Raw genomic sequence first — 14,518 nt, forward strand, 5'->3', positions numbered from 1 at the left:
CCGCCGCGCCCTCCGCTTCCCCGCCCGCAGGCTCACGACCTCGACCGGCATCGCGTGGCCGTCGAACTCCTCGCGGACCTTCGGCGCCACGAATCCCGGCTGCTGCTGGGCGAGACCGACATCCGCCGGCTGGCCCCCGCCGTGGCCGCCTGGCTCGAACGGGACGCGCGGCCCGACGCCGTACGCCGCACCCTCGTCGCGGACCTGCCCGAATCGCTGACCCGTCCGGCGGGCCTCCTCGCCCACCGCCTCACCGCGCTCCTGCCTCCACCCCTGCCCACCGCCCCGGCCGACGAGGCCGCGCCGCGCCGTGACCCCCTCCAGAACTGCGACGGCTGCGACCGGGCCTTCCGCGCCCCCGGGCCGGGCCACTGCCGCGAGTGCCGAACCGACCTGAAGGAGGCCGCCTAGCATGAACGTGACGACCCTTGCCTCCGGGCGCAGACGAGGAGCGCACGCCATGGCCGACGCCCCGGACCACGCACAGCGGGGTTCGCTCCACTACCGGGCCATGCGCAACATCGTCGAGCAGATGCAGGACGACGTTCCCGGGAAAATCGAGATCACCAAAGAAGGAATCGTCCACGACATGGTGGCGCCCGCCGGACTCCACGAACTGACGGCACTCCGCCTTCGGAAGCGCCTGGAGAAGGTGATGCCGGAAGAACTGGCAGCTCACACCGGGGCCCCTGATGTGGAGAACGTACCTCAGGGCATCATGCGCCACCCCGACATCATGGTGATCGCCGAGGCCGACATGGAGGGACAAGGGTCCTTCGACCCCCGTACTCTCATCGCCGCCGTCGAAGTGGTCTCCCAGTCCAATCCGGACAACGACTGGGTGAGCAAGCTGCGGGACTACCCACTGCTCGGTGTCCCCGTCTACGCGATCTTCGACCCCCGTACGGGCACGGGCGCCGTCCTCTCCGAGATCCACGCGACGCCGGACGGACCGAGGTACGCGATCCGCAAGGACTTCGTGTACGGCGAGGACGTCACCATCGGCGAGTGGACTATCTCGACCGACGGGCTGCCGCTGTATGCCTGACCCCACGGGCGGAACCGGCAGCCCCGCCCCGCGCGGGCTCAGTGCCTGCGTGCCGCCTTCTTGGCGATCCTGCGGGCGTCCAGGGCCAGTTCGCGCAGCATCCCGCTGATCGGGTTGGTGAAGCCGGTGAAGTACAGGCCGGGGGCCTGCTTGGGGGTGCGGGCACCGTGGACGACCGGGCGGCCCCGGGCGTCCAGCACGCCGAGGTGGCCGACCAGGCCCTCCAGGGCGCGCCGGTAGCCGGTCGCCGCGATCACCGCGTCCGGGGTGATCCGCTCGCCGTCGGCCAGTACCACCGCGTCCCCGTCGAACGACTCGACGGCCGCCACCGGTACCACCCGGCCGCCCTTCACCGCGTCGATCAGTCCCACGTCCTGCACCGGGATCGCGCCGTCCTTGACCCGTGAGTACAGCCCGGTGTCCGGGCGGGGGAGGCCCTGCGCGGCGAGGTCGGGCACGGCGGCCCTGGCCATCAGGCGCCCGGCCCGGTCGACCAGCCGGACCGGCAGCCTGCGGACCAGGATGCCGGTCAGCTGCGCGGGCCAGCCCGCCGTGGAGCGGCGCACGATGTGCGGCACGGTGCGCACGGCGATCCGTACTCGGGACGCCCCGCCCTCGACCAGGTCCACGGCGAGCTCCGCGCCCGTGTTGCCGATGCCGACGACCAGGACGTCCCTGCCCGCGTACGGGGCGGGGTTGCGGTAGTCGCAGGCGTGCACCAGATCGCCGGTGAAGGTGTCGAGACCGGGCCAGTCGGGGACGCGCGGGGTGTGGTTGAAGCCGGTGGCGACGACGACCGCCCGGCCGGTCAGCACCCGGCCGCCGGTCGCGGTCAGCTGCCAGTCCTTGCCGTCCGGAGCGCGGTCGATCCGGGACACCTCGACGCCCGTCACCACCTCAAGCTCATGGTGCTCGGCGTACTTGTCCAGATAGCGCACCACATCGTCCCTGGACACCCAGCGCCCGAACCGGCGCGGCATCGCGAGCCCCGGGAGCGCGGAGCGACGCCGGGTCGTGTGGAGGTGCAGCCGGTCGTAGTGGCGGCGCCAGGACGCGCCCACGTTCCCGGACTTCTCCAGCACCACCGCCCGTACGCCCAGCTCGCGCAGGGCCGCTGCGGCGGCGAGGCCGCCCGGCCCGCCGCCGATGACGTAGACGGGGCGGTCCTCGGTGAGGTCGGTGGGGGCCGATATGGGGATACCGGCGGTAAGTGCGCTGTCGGACATGGTTCGGAGCGTAATCGCGCACCCGGTTGATGGGTCTCGGTCAAGACCGGAATCGATTGCGAATTGATCACGGGTGTGCGCTTTCTGTTCGCTCCTTACTCATCTCCGGTGCACTCCGTGCGCGCCCCTTGCGCGAGTTGACCGCCATCAGGTGAACTGACGTACCGTCAGATTCAGTGAACGGGCGGCCACGGGAGGCCCCATGCAGACGATCTGGCTCGGTGGAGCCGAGTGGCTCGCCGTCCTCCGGATAGGCCTCGGCCTGTGGTGGCTGGAGAGCTGGCGGCACAAGGACAAGAAGGGCTGGTTCGAGCGCGGCACGGGCATCGCCTGGGCCTCGGACGTCGCGGGCAAACACCGCTGGCCGGCCGTACGCACCGGCTTCCAGAAAATCGTCGCGCCGCGCCCCAAGGCCATGGCGTACCTCGTCGTGTACGCCGAACTCGCCCTGGGGCTCGGCCTGATCGCCGGATTCCTCACGCCCGTCGCACTCGTCGCCGGGCTGCTGCTCAATCTGCTCTACCTCGTGCTGATGATCCACGACTGGGCCGAGCAGGGGCAGAACGCGATGATGGCGCTCATCTCGCTCGTCGCGCTGTTCGCGATGTCCTGGCAGACCTGGTCCCTCGACAAAGCGATCGGACTCTTCCTGTGACCTCGCCCGCCGTACGTTTCGACCGCCCCGAACCCGACGCCTTCACCCGCCCGTACTGGGACGCCGCCGCCCGGGGGCAGTTGCTGCTGCGCCGCTGCCGCGACTGCGGGCGTGCGCACCACTACCCGCGCGAGTTCTGCCCGCACTGCTGGAGCGAGGACGTCGTCTGGGAGCGGGCGAGCGGGGACGCCACGCTCTACACCTGGTCCGTCGTCCACCGCAACGACCTGCCGCCGTTCGGTGCCCGCGTCCCGTACGTCGCCGCCGTGGTCGACCTGGCGGAGGGGCCACGGATGATGACGGAGGTCGAGGGGTGCGAGGAGTCCGCGCTCGCCATCGGCATGGCGCTGCGGGTGGCTTTCCGGCAGGAGGAGGGGGAGGAGGCCGTACCGGTCTTCCGTCCCGGGGACTGCTGATCCGCGGCCCGTCCGAGAGCCAGTGGATCGGAAGACGGGGGCTCGGGCCCGGCCGGGGCGGATCGGCCCGGGGCCGGGGCCGGGTACGCGTACTCAGGACTCGATGCTGCGCAGCTTGCGGCGCTCGCGGAAGTTCGGGTGGCGTACGAGCACGCCGCCCATGCCGCAGGAGCCGGACAGCCGCAGGGTCGGGGCGCCCGGGGTCCGTTCCTCCGTGGTCTTGTCCTTCAGGCCGCCGATGCCCCGGTCCACGCTGTCGCTCTCCACGGTCCAGCCCTCCGGGACCACGATCTTCACCCCGGCCATCTCGCCGCGCACCTCCAGATCGATCACGCGCAGCCGGCACTCGGCGCGGGTGAAGTCGATCCGGACGCCGCCGACGCCGCCCTGGGCACGGATCACCGGGGGCACCTTCCAGACGCCCGCGCGGGTCATGCCGTGCAGGCCGCCCTTGAGGACCAGCGGTTGCCCCTTGGCCACCTCGATCGGGACCAGGTCCTCGGTGAGGGGTGCCAGTTCGGCGTAGGTCTTGGCGGACAGCGCCTGCCCGAGCCGGGTGTCCAGCTCGTCCATGTCGATGCGACCCTCGGCCGCCGCCTCGCGCAACTGCTCGACCACCACCTCGCGATCGGCATCCGAAGCGCGCATCCGGGCGGCGGAACGGGCGGGCTCTGCAGTCATGGAAATGATGATATGGGCGGGGGCCGCGCCGGGCTCCCCGCCGTTGCCCCGCCGCCCGCACCGGCTGCCTCACAGCCCCGGCGCCCCCCACACCGGGAACCACCGGGACAGGTCCTGCTCCACCCGCAGGTCGTCCCCGAGCACCGCTCTGACCTGCAACTCCAGCTGGTTGTCCCGCTTCTCCGCGCCGCCGGGCAGGGGTGCGAACGGGTAGAACGTGCCGCGCTTGTAGAGGTAGACCAGGGCCAGCGGACGGTCCCGCGCATCGCGGAAGCCGATCAGGGAGCAGAGCAGATGCGGCCCGAACCCGCCGTCCTGGAGCAGGGTGTTGACCGCGTGCAGGTCGTTGACCAGGGCGGCGGTGTCCTCGGCCGGGCGGCGGGAGAGCAACCAGGTGTAGCCGTACGCGTCCTGGCTGAACTCCACCGGGATGCCGCCGCGGCCGGTGTCGGCGTCGAGGAGTTCCCGTACGTCCTGCTGGATGCGGGCGAAGGTGCCGCCCTCGACCCCCGCGAAGCAGACCGAGCCGAGACCGGTCGGGGTGAAGCCCGCACCCGCCTGGAGGGTGAGGGCGGCCGAAGGTACGGCGAAGAGCTGGTCGAGGTCGGGGCGGACCGGCTTGCTGCGGCCGAGGATGGTGTCGAGAAGGCCCATGGGCGTTCCTTACGGACGGGCGAGGTCGGCGGAGATCCGGGCCAGCTGGTCGAGGCGCTGTTCGAGGGTCGGGTGGGAGGAGAGCAGCCGGCTCAGGCTCTCCTTGGAGGAGAACGCGGGGACGAAGTAGAAGGCGTTGTACGGCTCCGCCTTCCGCAGGTCCTCGGTCGGTATGCGGGCCATCTGGCCGCTCACCTTGGTGAGGGCGGAGGCGAGCGCGGAGGGGCGGCCGGTGAGCAGGGCGGCGGTGCGGTCGGCGGAGAGCTCGCGGTAGCGGGAGAGCAGCCGGGTCAGCAGGAAGCTCAGCGCGTACACGACCGCGCTGACCAGCGGGATCAGCATGATCGCGATGCCGACGGGGTCATTGCTGCGGCTGTTGCGGGAGAGCCCGCCCCACAGGGCGACCCGGGTGATGATGCCGGCGAGCACGCCGAGGAACGAGGCGATCGTCATGACCGCGACATCGCGGTGCGCGACATGTGACATCTCGTGCGCGAGCACGCCCTCCAGCTCCGGAGGGTCCAGTCTGCGCAGCAGTCCGGTGGTGGCACAGACGAGAGCGGTCTTCTCGCTGCGACCGGTCGCGAAGGCGTTCGGTACGTCGCTCTGCGCGATGGCCACACGCGGTTTCGGCATGTCGGCAAGAGCGCAGATCCGGTCGACGGCGCCGTGCAGCTCGGGCGCCTCCTCCGGAGTGACCTCACGGGCCCCCATGCTGAACGCCGCGATGCGGTCGCTGAACCAGAACTGGGCGATGAACATGCCGCCGACGAGGATCAGGATGATCGGCCAGGCGCCGCGCAGCACGGCGAGGAGCACGCCGACCAGGACCACGTACAGCAGGCCGATCAGGAACATGGTGCCGACCATGCGCGTGGTCAACCCGCTGTCCGGGGCGTAGCGCGAACGGGAGCGGGCGCGGGAACGGGTCTGGCTCATCGTTGCCTCCAGTCGCCCTGAGGGAGAGCCCTCGGTGCTTTCCATATTGCCCCTTTCACATGAAAATCGGAGACAATTGGTCCGGGCTCGAAGAACGACGTCGGCTCGAAACGTTCGCTCGGACGGGCCGACGGCAAATTGATTCCTCAACAGATCTGATTGATCTCTCAATGGATCTGCCCGAGGGCGATTCCGAGGACATTTGGCCGAACTACACCTGGACCCATTAGGTGCCTGAGGCATCTAGTGGTGGGAGATCGGTAGGACTCCCCCATCTCTTGCGAGGTCCGCCATGGCAGACACCGAGACCGTCTCATTCCCGCAGAACCGCACCTGTCCCTACAATCCGCCGACCGGATACCGCAGCGAGCATCGGGGGCAGCCGGTGTCCCGGGCCCGGCTCTTCGACGGCCGTACGGTGTGGCTGGTGACCGGGCACGCCGAGGCGCGTTCGCTCCTGGTGGACCAGCGGCTCTCGTCCGACCGCGAGAACCCCGACTTCCCGATCTTCGCCGAGCGGCTGGCCACCAGCTCCCTGCGGCGCGTCGAGCTGCTCGGCGTCGACGACCCGGAGCACAACGTGCAGCGCCGGATGCTGATACCGAGCTTCACGGTCAGGCGGACGGCCTCGCTCCGGCCGCAGATCCGGGCGACCGTGGACCGGCTGCTCGACGCGATGGTCAAGCAGGGGCCGCCGGCCGATCTGGTCGAATCGTTCGCCCTGCCGGTGCCCTCCATGGTCATCTGCGCGCTGCTCGGGGTGCCGTACGACGACCACGAGTTCTTCGAGGCGCAGTCGCGCAAACTGCTCCGCGGACCGGCGGCCGCGGACGTCGAGTCCGCGCGGGACGCGCTCGACGAGTACTTCCACGTCCTCATCGGGCAGAAGCAGGCCACTCCCGGCGAAGGGCTGCTCGACGAGCTCATCGCCAAGCAGCTGGAGACCGGGGCCGTGGACCGGCAGGAGCTGGTGCGGCTGGCCCAGATCCTGCTCATCGCGGGGCACGAGACGACCGCGAACATGATCTCGCTCGGCACGTTCACCCTGCTCCAGCACCCCGACCAGCTGGCCCGGATGCGCGAGTCCGACGGTCTGATGCCTTCCGCGGTCGAGGAGCTGCTCCGCTTCCTGTCCATCGCCGACGGGATCTCGCGGGTCGCCGTCGAAGACATCGAAGTGGGCGGGGTGACCATCCGGGCGGGGGACGGCGTCCTCCTGACCACGTCGGTGATCAACCGGGACGAGACCGTGTACCCCGCACCGGACGAGCTGGACCTGGGCCGGGACGCGCGCAATCACGTCGCGTTCGGCTTCGGGGTTCACCAGTGCCTGGGGCAGAACCTGGCACGGGCCGAGCTGGAGATCGCGCTGCCCGCACTCTTCGACCGCCTTCCCGAATTGCGGCTGGCGGTCCCTGCCGAAGAAGTCCCGTTCAAACCCGGTGACACCATTCAGGGGCTGCTCGAAATGCCCGTGACCTGGTGACCGGAATCCGACCGGAAGGCCCCGCCGCAATGAAGATCAATATCGACAGGAGCCGGTGCATCGGTGCGGGTCAGTGCGCGCTCACCGCTCCGAAGGTTTTCACCCAGGACGACGACGGTTTCAGCGAACTGCTGCCCGATCACGAGGAAGCCCTCGATGGTGCGGCGGCGAAGGAATCGGTGAAGGTGGCGGTCCGCGTCTGCCCGGTACAGGCGATCACCATCGAGTGACCGGACGGCCCCGTCGGCTCGCGTCCGTCCGTGTCCGCGGGGGTACGGAACGGTTCTGGTCCAGGGCCTTCCGTTCGGATCATGCCGGGCTGATCCGAACGGAACCCCAAGGGCTGTCCCGCCAGGAGTTGCGGGACAGCCCTCAGGGCCAGAGCAGTTCCCGGACCCACGCCGCGTCGCCCCCGGCCGCGTCCGTCCTGCGGTAGCGCAGCCGTACGTGCCTGCGCGCCGCGTCGCCCTGGAAGAACTCGACCTCCCGCGGCTCGGCCACGTACCGGGTCCAGCTCGTCACCTCCGCGTCCGGCTCGGCCCGGGCCCGTTCCCAGGCGGCGTCGGCGGTACGGACCAGCTCCTCCCGCGAGCCCAGCACCTCGCTCTGCGAGCCGGTCAGCGCGGAGGCGAGCGCCCCGGTCGAGCGGGCGCGCAGATCGGCCCGGCTCTCGGCGGGCGCGCACTCGGTGACCGGACCCCGTACCCGTACCTGCCGGCCCTGCGCCGGCCAGTAGAAACCGAGCGCCGCGTACGGCCGGGCGGCGAGCTGGTGGCCCTTCGCACTGGTGCGGTGGGTGGCGAAGTGCCAGCCCCGCTCGTCCGCGTCGTGCAGCATCACCGTCCGTACGTCGGGTCGCCCCTCGGCGTCCACCGTGGCCAGCGACATGGTGTGCGGCTCCGGCTGCCCGGCGGCCACCGCCTCGGCGAACCAGCCGTGGAAGAGGGGGAGCGGGGCCGGGGGCGCGGCGGCCGGATCGAATCCGGGAAGCTCCACGTCCCAGACGCGCTGGGCGTGGAGCAGGTCCAGGAAGCTCTGGTGTGCGTCGGTCATGCCCCCATTGCAGCGCATGGGACGGCAGGTGGCTCCGGCGGCCGCCGCCCGGCCTGATTTCCGGCCCCGGCGCATGGACCTGATGACCGCGTCCATCGCCTCGGCCGGGGCCGCCGCTCCGCACCCGCGACGCGGACGGCTTCAGGGACTGGAGGGGGCGCCCACCCTCGTTCCGGTGTGACCCGCCTGCCGCACCGGGACGGGCCCCGCTCCTCACCCCCGCTCTCCTCACGCCCGCTCCTCACCCCCGCCCCAGCACCACCGTCCCCGACGAGCAGAACCAGCCGCCCGTGCCCGATGCCACCGCCAGTTCCGGGAGCCGGCCGCCCGGGCGGCGCACCTGGCGTTCGCCGGCCTCGCCGCGGAGCTGGCGTACCGCCTCCACCAGCAGGAACAGCCCGCGCATTCCGGGGTGGCAGGCGGACAGGCCACCGCCGTCGGTGTTCACCGGGAGCTCGCCGGCCGGCCCGGTCCGGCCCTTCTCCACGAATGCTCCGCCCTCGCCCTTCGCGCAGAAACCCAGGTCCTCCAGCGTCACCAGGGTCATGTAGGTGAACGCGTCGTAGATCTCGGCGAGGTCGATCTCCGAGGGGCGCACCCCGGCCCGTTCGAACGCGAGGCGGCCGGAGACCGCCGCGGGGGAGACCGTGAAGTCGTCCCACTCGGACATGGTGGAGTGCGAGACGTGCTCGCCCGTGCCGAGGATCCACACCGGAGCCTTCGCCGTGTCCGGCACGTACTCCTCGGCGGCCAGCAGCACCGCGCAGCCGCCGTCGCTGCGGATGCAGCAGTGCAGTTTGGTGAACGGGTCCGCGATCATCGGCCCCGACAGGACGTCGTCCACCGTGATTGGGTCACGGAACATCGCGTCCGGGTTGGCCGCCGCGTTCGCCCGTGCCTGGACCGCGACCTCGGCGAGCTGCTCCAGGGTCGTCCCGTACTCGTGCATGTGCCGGCGGGCGGCCATCGCGTACTTCGCGATCAGCGAGTGCCCGTACGGCACCTCGAACTGGAGCGGGCCGCGCGCGCCGAAGGAGAGGTTGGAGGTCCGCCGGCCCGCCTTGATGTCCGCGCGCGCCGTCGACCCGTAGACCAGCAGCACCGCATTGGCGTGCCCCGCCGCGACGGCGTCCGCCGCGTGCGCCGCCATCACCTCCCAGGTCGAGCCGCCGACCGAGGTGGAGTCCACCCAGGTGGGCTTCAGCCCCAGGTACTCGGCGACCTCGACCGGGGCGAGCGTGCCGAGCCCGGCGGAGGCGAAACCGTCGACCACGGACCGGTCCAGCCCCGAGTCGGCCAGCGCCCGGCGGGCGGCCTGGGCGTGCAGGGCGTACGGAGTGGCCGTGTCGACGCGTCCGCAGTCGGCGAGGGATATGCCGACGACAGCGACCTTGCGGTGGGAAGAAGGCATGAATCTGACGGTACATCAGATATGGCGGAGGTGGACCGCCCGGTGCGGGGTGGATCTCCGGCTCCACCCGGGGTCGATCTCCCGCTTCCGCCCGGCGTCGGTCTCCCGCTCCCGCCGGTGCGCGACTCTGGGCATCTGGTGGATCGGCCCCTAGCATGACGCACCGTCAGATCAGAGGCCGGAGGCCTCTGAGGGGAAGGAGTCCGACGATGGATGCCGCCTTCACCGCGGAACAGGACGAGATCCGCCGCACCTTGCGCGAACTGCTGGCCGAACACTGCGCACCCGACGACATCAGGAGCGCCGTGCGCACCGCCGACGGGTACGACGCGGACCTGTGGCGACGGCTCGCCCAGGACCTCGGGCTGCCCGGACTCGCCCTCCCGCAGGAGTACGGGGGCGTCGGCTGCGGCCGCACCGAACTCGCCGTCGCCTGCGAGGAGACGGGCCGCGCCCTGCTGCCCTCGCCGCTGATCGGCACCGCCGTGCTCGCCGCGCCCCTGATCGCCGCACTCGGCACCGACGCCCAGCGCGCCGCCCTGCTGCCGCGCATCGCGGCCGGTGGGCTGACCGCGACCCTGGCCGTCCCCGGCGGCTCGCTCGCCACCGCACTCGGCCTGACCGGCGACCCCACCGACGGCGCCTGGGCGGGCGGCGGCCGGGCCGGCGGCGTACAGGCCGGGCCGGGCGCCGGTGAAGGGGGCTGGCGGCTGTACGGGGAGGCCGCGCAGGTCCTCGACGGGCACAGCGCCGAGCTGCTGCTGGTCGCGGCCCACGCCGGGGGCTTCCCGCGCAGCCGTACGCTCCTCTTCCTGGTCCGTCCCGACGCGGCGGCCGGAGTCGTCCGCACCCGTCGGACCTCGCTCGACGAGACCCGCCCGCTGGCCCGGATCGAACTCCGCGACACCGAGGCCGAACTCCTCGGCGCCGACGACGGCGCCGACGTCACCGGCGCGCTCGCCACGGCCGGGCAGCCGGTCGCCGCGCTGCTCGCCGCCCAGGCGGTGGGGGCGGCGGGCAGCGCGCTGGAGCGGACGGTCGAATACGTCAAGGCGCGCGAGCAGTTCGGCCGGGCGATCGGCTCCTTCCAGGCGGTGAAGCACCGCCTGGCGGACCTGTACGTACAGGTGCAGGCGGCCCGCTCCGCCGCGTACTACGCGGCCTGGGATCCGGCCGGGGCCGGGGGACTCGCCCTGGCCCAGGCACTGGAAGCGCTCCGGGTCACCACCGCCGAGGCCGTCCAGCTGCACGGCGGGCTCGGCTTCACCTGGGAGCACGAGGCGCATCTGTACTTCAAACGGGCCGCCGCCGACGAACTGCTCTTCGGCCCCGTGCACCGGCTCCGGGACCGGGCGGCGCAGCTGGCCGGGCTGTTCGCGGGAGCGGCCACGACCGCACCGGCCGAGCGGGTGGCGGTCTGATGGCGCCCGGCGTCCGGCTGGTCCAGAAGGTCTCCTCCACCCGTGCGTTCGCGAAGGTGGCCCCGCACGTCGTTCCCGTCATGGACCGCACGGTGCACCGGCTCACGCGTGGAAAGGTGCTGCTCAGCGCCCGGATGCTGCCGGGGCTGATCCTGACGGTGCCGGGGGCGCGGAGCGGGCGGCTCAGAACCACCCCGCTGGCCTGCATGCCGGAGAAGGGGACGGAGCGGAGCTGGATCCTGGTCGGCAGCAACTTCGGCCGGTCCGGGCATCCGGCCTGGACCGCGAATCTGCTGGCCGGTCCCGACCGGGCGGTCGTGAACTGGCAGGGCCGGGACATCCCGGTGCGCGCCACGCTGCTGGAGGGCGAGGAGCGGGAAGAGGTGTGGCGGGCGGCGCTGAAGTTCTGGCCGCCGTACGCGGCCTACCAGGCGCGGGTGGAGCGGGAGATCCGGCTCTTCAGGCTGTGCGGGCGGGACGACGCCGCGTCCTGAGCCGGCAGAGCGGAGGAGCGGAGTGCGGGAAGGGCCCCGTGCGCCGTGGACATGGTCCGGGTGCACCGACGGCGGGCCACAATGCGTGGCCCGCCGTCGGTGTGACAGGACCTGAGGGCGCCCGGGACGGCCGCGCGAACCCGGTGGGGGAGGGGCCGTCGGCGCCTGCGCTACCTCGTGGGCTTCTTTCCGGTGATGCCCAGATGCACCAACAGGGCGAGGTTCGGCTTGAGTTCGGCCTGCTTCACGCCCCAGGTGGTGAAGCCCTTCTGGTGCGAGGCGACGGCGGCCAGCATCGCGACCAGCGAGCCCGCCATCGCGGCGGCGCTGACCTCCTTGTCGACCTTGCCCTTGGCCTGGAGCTCCTTCACCGAGTCGGTGAGGGAGTTGGTGACCGAGTTCAGGATCTTCATGCGGATCTTGTAGAACCGCTTGTCCCCCTCGGCCGCACCGAGGTCGACCACGCGCAGGATCGCGTCGTGATGGCGCCAGAAGTCGAGGAACCCTTCGACGAGTTCCTCGGCCGTCTGCCAGCCGGCCTTGCCGACCCAGGAGCGGCCGGCGACCAGTTCGGTCAACCCGGCTCCCTCCTTGGCCATTTCCTCGGCGATTTCGAGGACGGCGCCCTCGACATCGGGGAAGTACTGATAGAAGGTCGCGGGTGAAGTCCCCGCCTTCCGGGCGACGTCGATGACTTTGACGTCCCGGTACGGCGAGGAACTGAGCATTTCGCTGAGGCAGTCGAGCAGCTTCTGCCGCGTCGCCTGTCCGCGTCGACCGGCCACGCGGCCGTCGACGGTGCGCACTTGTCCTGTCATGCCGTCAGCTTACCGAGGGGTGATGGGAGCGCGATTCGGCCGACTGCAAATGGGGATCACCGCAGACGCGGTGGGGGGAGTGGCCGGATTTCGACGTATGCGCACCACGGAGCGATAAGTGTTATCAACAGCCTGTGGATAACTTCGGTGGATAACTTTCCGTGATGCCGTGAGTATGGAACTGTTCTTTCGAAAATGAGTTCGATGTGGACGGGTCGGGGCGCGCGGCGCGCGACCCGCGGTTACGTTTGCTGTGACGAGTGTCACTGCCACGAACTTCATCCGCCACGAACCTCGACCGCCGCGAGCGCCGTGTGCACCGTACGAACGCCGCAAACGGAAGGACCCGGGCCCATGGCCGCATTCGCGCGATCCGCGCCGTGCTGGGTGGATGTGCAGCTGCCCGACCTGGAAGCGGGCAAGCGCTTCTACGGCGAGCTGTTCGGCTGGACCTTCCGGGCCGGCGAGGGGCCGTACGCGGACGCCTTCAGCGACGGGAAACTCGTTGCCGCGCTCGCCGCCAAGCAGGACGGCCGGATGCCCACCGCCTGGGGGATCTACTTCGCCACCGACGACATCGCCGCGTCCGTGGCCCGGATCAGGGAGGCGGGCGGCCAGGTGATCACCGAGCCGGTCCGGGCCGGCCGGGCCGGGGTGCTCGCCCAGGCGGCCGACCCGGGCGGAGCGGTCTTCGGGCTCTGGCAGGCCGGTGACCGCGAGGGCTTCCAGAAGCAGAACGAACCCGGCTCCTTCTGCTGGACCGAGGTCTACACCCGGCAGAAGGACCGGGTGGACCCCTTCTACGCGAAGGTCTTCGGCTTCCAGGGCACCGACCTCGAAGCCTCCGGTCCCGACGCCGCCCGCACGGGCCCCGACGACTCCCCGGCCGACTTCCGCATGTGGTCCCCGGCGGGCACCGAGCCCGGTCCGGACACCGCGGTCGGCGGCCGCGGCGTCATCACCGACGCGTTCCCGGCGGAGATGCCCAGCTACTTCCTCAGCTACTTCGCGGTCGAGGACTGCAACCGCGCCGCCGGGAACGCCGTACGCCTCGGCGGCCGGATCTCCGCGCCGCCCTTCGACATTCCGTACGGGCGGATGGCCGTCCTCCAGGACGATCAGGGCGCCGTCTTCGCCGTACTTCAGCCCCCTGTGTCCGAGAACGGGGCAGAGTGAGCTGTGACACCCCGATCCGCCCCCGGGTTCGCAACCAGGGCCTCAGCCAGGAAGAATCGGGGGTGCGCACCGCCGGGTGGTGCCCAGTGGTGAGACGCCGTACAGGGCGGGTTTCGCGGGCTTCTGTTCCTGAGGCTCGTACGGGGAGGTGGCAGGGCAAGTGGTGGAGCAGCTGACGCAGCACGACCCGAGGCGGATCGGCCCGTTCGAGGTGCTGGGACGGCTCGGTGCCGGCGGCATGGGGCTGGTCTATCTCGCCCGCTCGGCTTCGGGCCGGCGGGTGGCGATCAAGACGGTCCGTACGGAGCTCGCCGAGGACCAGCTGTTCCGGGTCCGGTTCACGCGCGAGGTGGAGGCCGCCCGCGCGGTCAGCGGCTTCTACACCGCGGCGGTGGTGGACGCCGACCCGCGGGCCGCCGTGCCGTGGCTGGCCACCGCCTATGTGCCGGCCCCCTCGCTGGAGGAGATAGTGAGCGAGTGCGGGCCCATGCCCGTCCAGGCGGTGCGCTGGCTGGCCGCCGGCATCGCCGAGGCGCTCCAGTCGATCCACGGCGCGGGGCTGGTCCACCGCGACATGAAGCCCTCGAACGTGCTCGTCGTCGAGGACGGCCCCCGGGTGATCGACTTCGGGATCGCGTCCGGGGTCTCCAACACCCGGCTGACCATGACGAACGTCGCCGTGGGCACACCCGCCTACATGTCGCCCGAACAGGCCAGGGACTCCCGCAGCGTCACCGGCGCCAGCGATGTCTTCTCGCTCGGCTCCACGCTGGTCTTCGCCGCCACCGGCCACGCGCCGTTCCACGGCGCCAACCCGGTCGAGACGGTCTTCATGCTGCTGCGCGAGGGCCCCGACCTGGAGGGCCTGCCCGGTGAGCTGCGGCCGCTGATCGAGTCCTGCATGCAGATGGACGCCGCGCTGCGGCCCACCCCCGCCGACCTCCAGTCCCAGCTCGCCCCGCACCTCTTCGCCTCCGGCGGCGACGACAGCGGCACGGCCTCCGCCTGGCTGCCGGGCCCCGCCACCGCGATGATCGAGC

At 71.4% G+C, this 14,518-nt stretch carries 16 protein-coding genes and 1 pseudogene; 10 read left to right on the plus strand and 7 right to left on the minus strand.

The annotated features are described in order from the left end of the window. Both AADR41_RS37535 and AADR41_RS37540 read left to right on the plus strand, forming a co-directional pair. Window positions 1–411, plus strand: a pseudogene (locus AADR41_RS37535) (helix-turn-helix domain-containing protein); the annotation flags it as partial. A 49-nt stretch (window positions 412–460) separates the two neighbouring features. Next, entirely contained in the window at window positions 461–1,048 is a 588-nt protein-coding gene (locus AADR41_RS37540) for a Uma2 family endonuclease (protein WP_342286603.1), read from the plus strand. 38 nt (window positions 1,049–1,086) lie between these two features. Here AADR41_RS37540 and AADR41_RS37545 read toward each other — a convergent pair whose 3' ends face one another. Then, a complete protein-coding gene (locus AADR41_RS37545) occupies window positions 1,087–2,274 on the minus strand; it encodes a flavin-containing monooxygenase (protein WP_342286582.1) in 1,188 nt (395 codons plus the stop codon). 202 nt (window positions 2,275–2,476) lie between these two features. Between AADR41_RS37545 and AADR41_RS37550 the strand changes: the two genes are divergently transcribed. Both AADR41_RS37550 and AADR41_RS37555 read left to right on the plus strand, forming a co-directional pair. Then, window positions 2,477–2,929: a DoxX family membrane protein gene (locus tag AADR41_RS37550; RefSeq protein WP_342286583.1), complete on the plus strand. Its 453-nt coding sequence runs from the start codon at window positions 2,477–2,479 to the stop codon at window positions 2,927–2,929. Beyond that, window positions 2,926–3,345: a Zn-ribbon domain-containing OB-fold protein gene (locus tag AADR41_RS37555; RefSeq protein WP_342286584.1), complete on the plus strand. Its 420-nt coding sequence runs from the start codon at window positions 2,926–2,928 to the stop codon at window positions 3,343–3,345. The genes AADR41_RS37550 and AADR41_RS37555 overlap by 4 nt, the downstream gene beginning before the upstream one ends. A 93-nt stretch (window positions 3,346–3,438) precedes the next feature. Here the strand turns inward: AADR41_RS37555 and AADR41_RS37560 are convergent, their stop codons facing one another. The 3 genes from AADR41_RS37560 to htpX form a co-directional block, all read right to left on the minus strand. After that, on the minus strand, window positions 3,439–4,026 hold the full coding sequence (locus AADR41_RS37560; protein WP_342286586.1) for a DUF1707 SHOCT-like domain-containing protein: 588 nt from the start codon (window positions 4,024–4,026) through the stop codon (window positions 3,439–3,441). A 69-nt stretch (window positions 4,027–4,095) separates the two neighbouring features. After that, window positions 4,096–4,680: a PspA-associated protein PspAB gene (pspAB, locus tag AADR41_RS37565; RefSeq protein ID WP_342286589.1), complete on the minus strand. Its 585-nt coding sequence runs from the start codon at window positions 4,678–4,680 to the stop codon at window positions 4,096–4,098. 9 nt (window positions 4,681–4,689) lie between these two features. Beyond that, window positions 4,690–5,619, minus strand: a complete 930-nt coding sequence (gene htpX, locus AADR41_RS37570) for a zinc metalloprotease HtpX (RefSeq protein ID WP_124717060.1) — start codon at window positions 5,617–5,619, stop codon at window positions 4,690–4,692. Window positions 5,620–5,911: 292 nt separating this feature from the next. On the opposite strand from htpX, the gene AADR41_RS37575 reads away from it, so the two are divergent. After that, on the plus strand, window positions 5,912–7,105 hold the full coding sequence (locus AADR41_RS37575) for a cytochrome P450 (protein ID WP_342286590.1): 1,194 nt from the start codon (window positions 5,912–5,914) through the stop codon (window positions 7,103–7,105). Window positions 7,106–7,134: 29 nt separating this feature from the next. Continuing rightward, window positions 7,135–7,335 carry a ferredoxin gene (locus tag AADR41_RS37580; RefSeq protein WP_342286591.1) on the plus strand — a complete coding sequence of 67 codons (201 nt, stop codon included), beginning with the start codon at window positions 7,135–7,137 and terminating at the stop codon, window positions 7,333–7,335. Between the two features lie 142 nt (window positions 7,336–7,477). Here the strand turns inward: AADR41_RS37580 and AADR41_RS37585 are convergent, their stop codons facing one another. Further along, window positions 7,478–8,158 carry a pyridoxine/pyridoxamine 5'-phosphate oxidase gene (locus tag AADR41_RS37585; RefSeq protein ID WP_342286592.1) on the minus strand — a complete coding sequence of 227 codons (681 nt, stop codon included), beginning with the start codon at window positions 8,156–8,158 and terminating at the stop codon, window positions 7,478–7,480. Between the two features lie 241 nt (window positions 8,159–8,399). Then, window positions 8,400–9,569, minus strand: coding sequence for a thiolase C-terminal domain-containing protein (locus AADR41_RS37590; protein WP_342286593.1), 1,170 nt, complete (start codon window positions 9,567–9,569; stop codon window positions 8,400–8,402). Window positions 9,570–9,778: 209 nt separating this feature from the next. Between AADR41_RS37590 and AADR41_RS37595 the strand changes: the two genes are divergently transcribed. Continuing rightward, window positions 9,779–10,990: an acyl-CoA dehydrogenase family protein gene (locus tag AADR41_RS37595; protein ID WP_342286595.1), complete on the plus strand. Its 1,212-nt coding sequence runs from the start codon at window positions 9,779–9,781 to the stop codon at window positions 10,988–10,990. Next, window positions 10,990–11,484, plus strand: a complete 495-nt coding sequence (locus AADR41_RS37600; protein WP_342286596.1) for a nitroreductase/quinone reductase family protein — start codon at window positions 10,990–10,992, stop codon at window positions 11,482–11,484. Before AADR41_RS37595 ends, AADR41_RS37600 begins: the two co-directional genes overlap by 1 nt. Before the next feature lie 170 nt (window positions 11,485–11,654). Here AADR41_RS37600 and AADR41_RS37605 read toward each other — a convergent pair whose 3' ends face one another. Beyond that, window positions 11,655–12,302, minus strand: coding sequence for a TetR family transcriptional regulator (locus tag AADR41_RS37605; RefSeq protein ID WP_124717053.1), 648 nt, complete (start codon window positions 12,300–12,302; stop codon window positions 11,655–11,657). A 354-nt stretch (window positions 12,303–12,656) separates the two neighbouring features. On the opposite strand from AADR41_RS37605, the gene AADR41_RS37610 reads away from it, so the two are divergent. Together AADR41_RS37610 and AADR41_RS37615 are read left to right on the plus strand one after the other, a co-directional pair. Beyond that, window positions 12,657–13,478, plus strand: coding sequence for a VOC family protein (locus AADR41_RS37610; protein WP_342286599.1), 822 nt, complete (start codon window positions 12,657–12,659; stop codon window positions 13,476–13,478). Window positions 13,479–13,641: 163 nt separating this feature from the next. Beyond that, window positions 13,642–14,518: serine/threonine-protein kinase (locus AADR41_RS37615; protein ID WP_342286601.1), on the plus strand; the 877-nt coding region annotated here is incomplete at its 3' end.

The sequence above is a fragment of the Streptomyces sp. CLV115 genome, from assembly GCF_038448545.1.
Classification (GTDB): domain Bacteria; phylum Actinomycetota; class Actinomycetes; order Streptomycetales; family Streptomycetaceae; genus Streptomyces; species Streptomyces sanglieri.

What these genes read in the sequence shown, in the direction of transcription:
- AADR41_RS37580 (WP_342286591.1), top strand. Translation starts at nt 7,135, where the DNA reads ATGAAGATCAATATCGACAGGAGCCGGTGCATCGGTGCGGGTCAGTGC.
- AADR41_RS37550 (WP_342286583.1), top strand. Translation starts at nt 2,477, where the DNA reads ATGCAGACGATCTGGCTCGGTGGAGCCGAGTGGCTCGCCGTCCTCCGG.
- pspAB (WP_342286589.1), bottom strand. Translation starts at nt 4,680, where the DNA reads ATGGGCCTTCTCGACACCATCCTCGGCCGCAGCAAGCCGGTCCGCCCC.
- AADR41_RS37590 (WP_342286593.1), bottom strand. Translation starts at nt 9,569, where the DNA reads ATGCCTTCTTCCCACCGCAAGGTCGCTGTCGTCGGCATATCCCTCGCC.
- AADR41_RS37540 (WP_342286603.1), top strand. Translation starts at nt 461, where the DNA reads ATGGCCGACGCCCCGGACCACGCACAGCGGGGTTCGCTCCACTACCGG.
- AADR41_RS37605 (WP_124717053.1), bottom strand. Translation starts at nt 12,302, where the DNA reads ATGACAGGACAAGTGCGCACCGTCGACGGCCGCGTGGCCGGTCGACGC.
- htpX (WP_124717060.1), bottom strand. Translation starts at nt 5,619, where the DNA reads ATGAGCCAGACCCGTTCCCGCGCCCGCTCCCGTTCGCGCTACGCCCCG.
- AADR41_RS37610 (WP_342286599.1), top strand. Translation starts at nt 12,657, where the DNA reads ATGGCCGCATTCGCGCGATCCGCGCCGTGCTGGGTGGATGTGCAGCTG.
- AADR41_RS37595 (WP_342286595.1), top strand. Translation starts at nt 9,779, where the DNA reads ATGGATGCCGCCTTCACCGCGGAACAGGACGAGATCCGCCGCACCTTG.
- AADR41_RS37575 (WP_342286590.1), top strand. Translation starts at nt 5,912, where the DNA reads ATGGCAGACACCGAGACCGTCTCATTCCCGCAGAACCGCACCTGTCCC.
- AADR41_RS37600 (WP_342286596.1), top strand. Translation starts at nt 10,990, where the DNA reads ATGGCGCCCGGCGTCCGGCTGGTCCAGAAGGTCTCCTCCACCCGTGCG.
- AADR41_RS37545 (WP_342286582.1), bottom strand. Translation starts at nt 2,274, where the DNA reads ATGTCCGACAGCGCACTTACCGCCGGTATCCCCATATCGGCCCCCACC.
- AADR41_RS37585 (WP_342286592.1), bottom strand. Translation starts at nt 8,158, where the DNA reads ATGACCGACGCACACCAGAGCTTCCTGGACCTGCTCCACGCCCAGCGC.
- AADR41_RS37560 (WP_342286586.1), bottom strand. Translation starts at nt 4,026, where the DNA reads ATGACTGCAGAGCCCGCCCGTTCCGCCGCCCGGATGCGCGCTTCGGAT.